6 protein-coding genes and 1 rRNA gene are annotated in these 7,402 nt (G+C 59.2%); all 7 read left to right on the top strand.

Going from position 1 to position 7,402, the window contains the following annotated elements; all coding sequences use genetic code 11:
• A 5S ribosomal RNA gene (gene rrf / locus ACQ4WP_RS28625) occupies positions 1 to 98 on the top strand; the annotation flags it as partial.
• A gap of 102 nt (positions 99 to 200) precedes the next feature.
• Positions 201 to 890, top strand: coding sequence for a response regulator transcription factor (locus ACQ4WP_RS28620; RefSeq protein WP_436526604.1), 690 nt, complete (start codon positions 201 to 203; stop codon positions 888 to 890).
• Positions 877 to 2,103 carry a sensor histidine kinase gene (locus ACQ4WP_RS28615; protein ID WP_436526602.1) on the top strand — a complete coding sequence of 409 codons (1,227 nt, stop codon included), beginning with the start codon at positions 877 to 879 and terminating at the stop codon, positions 2,101 to 2,103. The genes ACQ4WP_RS28620 and ACQ4WP_RS28615 overlap by 14 nt, the downstream gene beginning before the upstream one ends.
• 219 nt (positions 2,104 to 2,322) lie before the next feature.
• Positions 2,323 to 3,012 carry a phosphatase PAP2 family protein gene (locus ACQ4WP_RS28610; protein ID WP_436526600.1) on the top strand — a complete coding sequence of 230 codons (690 nt, stop codon included), beginning with the start codon at positions 2,323 to 2,325 and terminating at the stop codon, positions 3,010 to 3,012.
• 62 nt (positions 3,013 to 3,074) lie between these two features.
• Positions 3,075 to 4,553 (top strand): DUF2868 domain-containing protein, encoded by a 1,479-nt coding sequence (locus ACQ4WP_RS28605; protein WP_436526598.1) that lies wholly within the window; start codon positions 3,075 to 3,077, stop codon positions 4,551 to 4,553.
• Positions 4,550 to 6,040 (top strand): DUF3482 domain-containing protein, encoded by a 1,491-nt coding sequence (locus tag ACQ4WP_RS28600; RefSeq protein ID WP_436526596.1) that lies wholly within the window; start codon positions 4,550 to 4,552, stop codon positions 6,038 to 6,040. The genes ACQ4WP_RS28605 and ACQ4WP_RS28600 overlap by 4 nt, the downstream gene beginning before the upstream one ends.
• A gap of 38 nt (positions 6,041 to 6,078) precedes the next feature.
• Positions 6,079 to 7,158: a tartrate dehydrogenase gene (locus tag ACQ4WP_RS28595; RefSeq protein WP_436526594.1), complete on the top strand. Its 1,080-nt coding sequence runs from the start codon at positions 6,079 to 6,081 to the stop codon at positions 7,156 to 7,158.
• Positions 7,159 to 7,402: the final 244 nt, after the last annotated feature.

Here is a 7,402-nt window from a genome sequence, read left to right as displayed (position 1 = left end):
AAGTTGGTCCCACCCCTTCCCATCCCGAACAGGACCGTGAAACAACTTTGCGCCGATGATAGTGCTGCAACCAGTGTGAAAGTAGGTTATCGTCAGGCTTGTTATTCGTAGTAGAGAGAAACCCCGATCAGCAATGGTCGGGGTTTTTTTTCGTCTGGTGCTTTTGTTTGGGGCGGCCGAATCCGCCCTACAATGGCGGTATGCGCATTCTGATCATTGAAGACAACTCCGATATTCTCGCCAATCTCTACGCTTATCTGGAACCGAAGGGGCATGTGCTCGATTCGGCCATGAACGGCTATGCCGGCCTGGCCTTGCTGGCCCAGCATGATTACGATGTGATCGTGCTCGATGTCATGCTGCCCGGTCTGACGGGCCTCGAACTGTGCCAGAAGCTGCGCGGTGAATTGAAAAACAGTAGGCCGGTGCTGATGTTGACGGCGCGCGATACCCTGCAAGACAAGGTCGCCGGTTTTGACAGTGGCGCCGATGATTATCTGGTCAAGCCATTCTCGCTACTGGAACTGGAAATCCGCCTGAAAGCCTTGTTGCGCCGCGCGCGAGGGCAAACGACGGCCGCCGCCGTGCTGGCGGTGGGCGAGTTACGTTTCGATACGGAAAAATTCGAAGTCCGGCGCGCCGGCCACGCATTGACCTTGACCAAGACCGGTTACACCATCCTGAAATGCCTGATGAGCGAAGCGCCCAAGCTGGTGCCACGCGAGATGCTCGAGCATGAAGTCTGGGGCGATGACCGGCCTGACAGCGATGCCTTGCGCACGCATATCCATGCGCTGCGGCAGGTGCTCGACAAACCATATGCCTTTCCCATGCTGCGCACCATTCCTGGCATCGGTTATAAATTACTGAGTAGCGATGCGCCCGTTTAAATCGCTGAAGCGGCGTATCATCGTCGCCTACTTGCTGTTTGCCGTGGTGGCGAGCATCTTTTTTGCCATTATTGCCGCCATCGCTGTCGAGGGCATCGAAGTGCGCCTGGTCGACGAGCGCCTGAAAGAAGTGGCGGCCTGGGCGTCGCCGCGGCATGCGGCCGGCTTGTCTGTCGAGATGCCGGCCGGTTTGAGCTTTCATCACGCGGAGGATACCCCGCTGCCCTTGCGTGGCCTGGCACCGGGCATGCACGAAAAAACTGTCGACGGCGTCGATTTGCACGTGCTGGTCGGCAGCGATGTGCATGGGGAATTCGTCGTCATCGATCATGCCACCGAGTATGAAAAGATCGAGTTGGTGGTGTACAGCATGTTTGCGCTCGGTTTTATCGGTTTCCTGATTTGTGCTTCGCTGCTGGGTGCCTTCATCGCCAATCGATTGATCACGCCGATTATGTCGCTGACGCAGGCCGTCAAGGCTGGCCAGGCGGCGCTGCCACTGCAGGACAGTGCCGATGAATTGGGGATACTGGCACGCGCTTTTACTGAACGTACGGCGGAGTTGACCGAAGTTCTTGACCGCGAACGTTTTTTTACGGGCGATGTCAGTCATGAATTGCGCACGCCGCTGACCGTGATCACGGGGGCGGCGGAAATCCTGATGGAGCAAGGCGGCGATGAACCGCTGGTGCGCTCCGCCTCCGAACGTATCTACCGGGCTGCGCACGAAGCGAGCGATTCCGTGACGGTGCTGCTGCGCCTGGCCCGTGCGCCGGAATTACTGGAGTGCGCGTCACTCTCCGTGGCGGAACTGGCTCGCCAGGAATGCCTGCGCTGTCAATCGTATACCGCAGGCAAGCCGCTTACCCTCGTGTTTGCGGGCGGCGAGGATTTTCTGGTCAACGCCCCGCGTGAATTGCTGGCGGCCGCCATTGGCAACCTGGTGCGCAACGCCTGCCAGTACACCTTGCAGGGTGAAGTGATCGTGCGCCTGGCCGCACGCGCGCTGATCGTCGAGGATACGGGGCCGGGTTTGCCCGAAGCGGCCCGCGCGCGCCTGCTACATCAACCCGTACCGGCCAATCTGAGTGGTTCATCAGGCACAGGCCTGGGGTTGGGCCTGGTTCAACGCATCTGCCTGTATCTGGGCGCGGACCTGGCGTTCAATGTCCGACCCGCTGGCGGCACCATGCTGCGGATTGATTTCATTTAAGCCGGCTTTTTGCGAGCACTTAACGAAAACTTAACGCCCTGTTGACGCGTAATTCATGCCGATACTTGTAAGGTGATTCTGGAAGCGCGTCTTGCCTCGTCCGTGTTGTGCACGGTGAGCAGCGTCATGTTCTCTTCATATTGACACTGTACGATGACTTCCATGGCTGCAGTCCTGTGCTGCCTGTCCCTTTCATTTCATCAAGTAATGTGTGCACCCATGCTGGCCAAGCTTAAACTCGTCAAAACTCCCAAAGGCATCGATAGCGTCTTGATGCTGTCGGCCATGCTGATCCTCTGGATCGGCAATTACAGCAACCTCGACCTCACGATCGCCGACAGCATGTTCGACGGGGCACGTGGGCAATTTTCCGGTGCTGACAGCGCGTTGGCGGGCAGTTTTCAGTTTGGCATGACCTTGCTTGGCGCCGCCGTGATCGGCTTGGCCATCTGGGATACCTTGCGTCCGCTGGTCTGGCTTGCATCACGCCGCAGTGCCTTGCGCGTCGTGGCCCTGTCGGCCGTCTTGGTGCCGCCAAGCATCTCTTTGCTCTCGTTCTTCAGCGATGTACCCTGTCCTACGGATTTGCTGCGCTATGGCGGACTGGAACCGTATGCACGCCTGCTGGAAACATTACCCGCCAATGCGTTTGCCATGGCTTGCCTGCCCGCCACCCAGGCGAGCACTGCCTGGTGGCTGCTGGCCTTGCCGTTGTTCTGCCTGCCAGCACGGCCACGCACGGCGCTTCTGCTGGCCGGTGTCATGCTGCTGTGCGGTTTGGCGACAGGCTGGCAGCAACAGTTGCAAGGTACACAATTTTTCACGCACACCTTGTGGTCGGCCTGGATCGCTGCTTTCCTGATTTATCTGCTGCATAACTTGCTCCGGGCCGAGGACGCGTTGGCCTGAAACACAAAAGTACGTCACAATCTGCCTGTCGAGTTGTCGTTTCATACAAAAACAGGAGCACCATGAACGAGCAGATTGCGAGAGAAGTGGTATTGGTCCGGGCTATTGAAACGGCCGACCAGAAAAAAGAAGTCCTCAGCGAGGATGACCGCATGTATGCCAGCCGCAGCGCGCGTGAGCTTGCGCAATGGCAAGCTTCGGGCAAGCAGGCCGAAGTCACGGGTGACGACTTCCTGCAGCAGCGCTCCGAGCTGATCATCAAGCGTATCACCGAGCGCACCCCCGCCTTCGCGGCCTTTGCGAAGCGTCGCAACGGCATGAAGACCCTGGCGCTGGCCTTGCCATTGCTGGCCCTGCTGCTGGGGGCCGGCCTCGACCGCATCACCGATCCGCACCGCGTCGACCTGCTGTCGGCGCCCTTGCTGTTGATCATCGCATGGAACGTGCTGGTCTACCTGGGCTTGCTGATCTGGCTATGCATCCCCTCGCACTCCCTGGGCTGGCCGAAAGCGGGGCTGGTGCGCCACCTGAGCGTGGGCCGCTTGGCCCTGCCGCGCAAGCTGCCGCACGCCTTGTCCTCGGGCTTGCTCAGTTTCATGGGGGAATGGGCGCACCTGAGCGCCAAGCTGACGGCCGCGCGCCTGAGCCGTACTATCCACCTGAGCGCCGCCATGTTTGCCATCGGCGCCGTCGCCTCGCTGTATGCGCGCGGCTTCCTGTCGCAATACGCGGCCGGCTGGGAAAGCACCTTTTTGAATGCCAGTCAGGTGCACAGCCTGCTTTCGACCCTGTTTGCGCCAGCGATTGCCCTGTTTCATTTACAAGGCTTTTCGCTGGCGGAAATCGAAGCGCTGCGTTTCCCGCAAACGACGACCGTGGAAGGCGGCGCGCGCTGGGTGCATTTGTATGCAGCAACGATTTTCCTGCTCGTCGTCGTTCCCCGCCTGATACTGGCACTGCTCAACAACTGGCGCGCCGCGCGCCTGGCAAAGCACTTTCCGCTGGATCTCGATCAACCGTATTTCCGCAAGCTCAATGAAAGCATCGGCGTGGCCACGGGCGGCATGCTGCGTGTCTTGCCATACAGCTTTACTGTTGACGAGGCGCGCCACAAGGGCTTGGGCCAGCTGTCCATCATGCTGTTTGGCGAGCAGGGGCGCATGATGCTGCGTCCATCGACGTCGTATGGCGAAGAGCCGCAGGAGGTCTTGCGCGGTACCGACTTGAATGATCCGCAAGTCAATATCACGGCCGTGCTGTTCAATCTGACGGCGACGCCGGAAAAGGAGAATCACGGCGCCTTCCTCGATTACCTGGTGCAATCGTCAACGCGCGGCATCGCCGTCCTGATCGACGAATCCAGCTACCTGGAGCGCGCTGGCGAGCAGGTGGATAATGCCGCTCGCTTGGCGGAAAGAGTCGCCTTGTGGCAACAGTTCTGCCTGTTTCATCAAACCCCGGCCACCCTGGTCAATTTGCTTAATCCTGCCTTGCACCCGCTCGAAGCCGGTGTCGGCTTGAAAGTATCGGCAGCAGCATGAGTGTGAATGTAAATAAAGATGTCCAGGATGATGCGGTGCAGATTCAGTTTGCGCTGATTTCGCATACGAATAATGGCAAGACCACCCTGGCGCGCACCCTGGTGGGCGTGGACATCGGCGAAGTGCGCGACGCCGCCCACGTCACCGTGTTTGCGGAATCGCATACCTTGCTGGCCACGCCGCAGGGCGATGCCCTGCAATTGTGGGACACGCCTGGCTTTGGCGATTCCGTGCGCCTGCTCAAGCGCCTGGGGCAGGCGGGCAATCCCATCGGCTGGTTCCTGCGCGAAGTGCTGGACCGCTATCGCGACCGCCCGTTCTGGCTCAGCCAGCAAGCGCTGCGCACGGCCAAGGACGCGGCCGACGTGGTGCTGTACCTGGTCAATTCCTCGGAACATCCCAGGGATGCGGGTTATTTGCCGGCGGAAATGAAAATCCTCGAATGGCTGGGCAAGCCGGTGCTGGTCTTGCTCAATCAGATGGGGCCGCCACGTCCGGGCAATGAGGAACATGGCGAGCAGGCGCGCTGGCGCGACCATTTGCAGCAGTATCCCATCGTGCGCGACGTTTTGGCGCTCGATGCCTTTGCCCGTTGCTGGGTCCATGAGCGCGTGTTTTATGAAGCCGTGGGTAAATTGTTGCCACAGGCGCAGCAAGCCGGCTATGCGCGTCTGTTTGCTACCTGGCAAGCGCAGAATACGGCGCGTTTCCAGCAGGCGATGCACTTGCTGGCCACGCAGTTGGCGGTGGCAGCCCAGGATCGCGAAGCCATCGAACCCGTCTCCAAGGGTTTGCTGAAATCGGCCTTGCAGGTCGTTGGCATAGGCAAGAATGCAGAGCAGCAACGTCAGGAAAAGGCGATGGCCAGCCTGGTGGCGCGGCTCAATACGCACAGCGGTGTCACCACGCGTGAACTATTGATCTTGCACAAACTCGACCCTACCGATGCGCATAAGATCAATAGCCGGATACGTGAAAATTTCGCCGTGCGCGCGCCGATCGACAAGGCGCAAGCGGGGTTATTGGGCGCCATGATTTCCGGTGCGGCGACGGGCTTGTCGGCCGACCTGATTTCCGGCGGCCTGACCCTGGGCACGGGCGCCTTGCTTGGCGGCGTGGTCGGTGCACTGACGTTTGCGGGCGCAGCCTGGGGTTTTAATTCCGGCACGGACCGCAACGAGCCCACCATGCAATTTACGGATACCTTCCTGCGTACCCTGGTGGTGGCGGGCGTGCTGCGTTATCTGGCGGTGGCGCACTTTGGCCGTGGCCGCGGCAACTTTGTGGAAGGCGAGGCGCCAGCATTCTGGCAAGATGAGGTCGAGCAAGCGGTGGCGCGCCATGAGGGTGCATTGGCTGAGTTGTGGAAAGAGGTGCGCCGCGAGAAGTCCCGTGAACTGGCGGCCGAACGTGTGCAGCCCATCATCGCAGTGATCACTGCCGATGTGCTGGCGCGTCTGTACTCGGACGTGGCGCAGCAGATATAAATACGGGCTTCCATCGTTTATTTCCAACAGGGTTTCCCATGAGCACACATAAAATCGCGGTCATCGCCGGTGACGGCATCGGCAATGAAGTTATGCCGGAGGGCTTGCGTGTGATTGAAGCGGCCGCGCGCCGCTTCAATATCGACCTGCAGTTCACGGCGATGGCATGGGCGAATTGCGACTACTACATCGAGCATGGCCAGATGATGCCCTCGGACTGGTTTGCCCAACTCAGGGATTTTGACGCCATCTATTTTGGTGCCGTGGGTTGGCCGGACAAGGTGCCCGATCATATCTCGCTGTGGGGCTCGTTATTGAAATTCAGGCGCGAGTTCGACGAATACGTCAACTTGCGGCCCGTGCGCTTGATGCCTGGCGTACCGTGTCCGCTGGCGAACAAGAAGCCGGGCGATATCGATTTCTATGTAGTGCGTGAAAATACGGAAGGAGAATATTCGTCCGTGGGCGGGCGCATGTTCGAGGGAACCGAGCGTGAAACGGTGTTGCAGGAATCCGTGTTTACGCGCAAGGGCGTCGATCGCATTTTGAAGTATGCGTTTGAGCTGGCGCAAAGCCGGCCTAAAAAACACCTGACATCGGCGACCAAGTCGAATGGCATCGCCATCAGCATGCCGTATTGGGATGAGCGGGTGGAAGCGATGGGCCCGAACTTTCCCGATGTCCGCTGGGATAAATACCATATCGACATCCTGGCAGCCCGCTTTGTATTGAGCCCCGAGCGTTTCGATGTGGTGGTGGCGTCGAATCTGTTTGGCGACATCCTGTCCGACCTGGGTCCCGCCTGCACGGGGACGATTGCCATCGCGCCGTCGGCCAATATCAATCCGGAGCGCACCTTCCCCTCTGTATTTGAGCCAGTGCACGGCTCCGCACCCGATATCTATGGCCAGAATATCGCCAATCCAATCGGCATGATCTGGTCGGGGGCCATGATGCTGGACTTTCTCGGCAACGGCACCGCCCATTACACGGCGGCGCATGACGCGATTGTGCGTGCCATCGAGCAGGTGCTCGAGCATGGGCCACGTACGCCGGACATGGGCGGTAGCGCCAGTACGACCGATGTTGGCATGGCGGTTGCCGAATTGCTGAAATAAAGCTTGCCGCTCGTGGGCGGCTTTGCTATAGTTCGCCTCCCCGATGAGACGCACTAGTTTGCGGCACAAAAGGGACAGTCCTACGGGGCTGGGTAGTAAAAAAGAAGGTTGACGAAATGCTGAAAACGCTTCATACTCTTCCTTCTTCGCAGCTGACAAACACAACGCTTTGTCGATAGCGCGAAAGTAGCACCGAATACAGTTCTTTAACAATTAACAGTCGATAAGTGTGGGCATTTGATGT

This window comes from Janthinobacterium lyxosi (assembly GCF_051380665.1).
GTDB lineage: Bacteria > Pseudomonadota > Gammaproteobacteria > Burkholderiales > Burkholderiaceae_D > Janthinobacterium.
The sequence above is the reverse complement of the archived record's forward strand: the minus strand, read 5'-3'. Positions and strand labels throughout refer to the sequence as shown.

Bases quoted from the DNA above. Each gene is read 5' to 3' on its own strand.
- ACQ4WP_RS28620 (WP_436526604.1), top strand. From the start codon at position 201: ATGCGCATTCTGATCATTGAAGACAACTCCGATATTCTCGCCAATCTC.
- ACQ4WP_RS28615 (WP_436526602.1), top strand. From the start codon at position 877: ATGCGCCCGTTTAAATCGCTGAAGCGGCGTATCATCGTCGCCTACTTG.
- ACQ4WP_RS28610 (WP_436526600.1), top strand. From the start codon at position 2,323: ATGCTGGCCAAGCTTAAACTCGTCAAAACTCCCAAAGGCATCGATAGC.
- ACQ4WP_RS28605 (WP_436526598.1), top strand. From the start codon at position 3,075: ATGAACGAGCAGATTGCGAGAGAAGTGGTATTGGTCCGGGCTATTGAA.
- ACQ4WP_RS28600 (WP_436526596.1), top strand. From the start codon at position 4,550: ATGAGTGTGAATGTAAATAAAGATGTCCAGGATGATGCGGTGCAGATT.
- ACQ4WP_RS28595 (WP_436526594.1), top strand. From the start codon at position 6,079: ATGAGCACACATAAAATCGCGGTCATCGCCGGTGACGGCATCGGCAAT.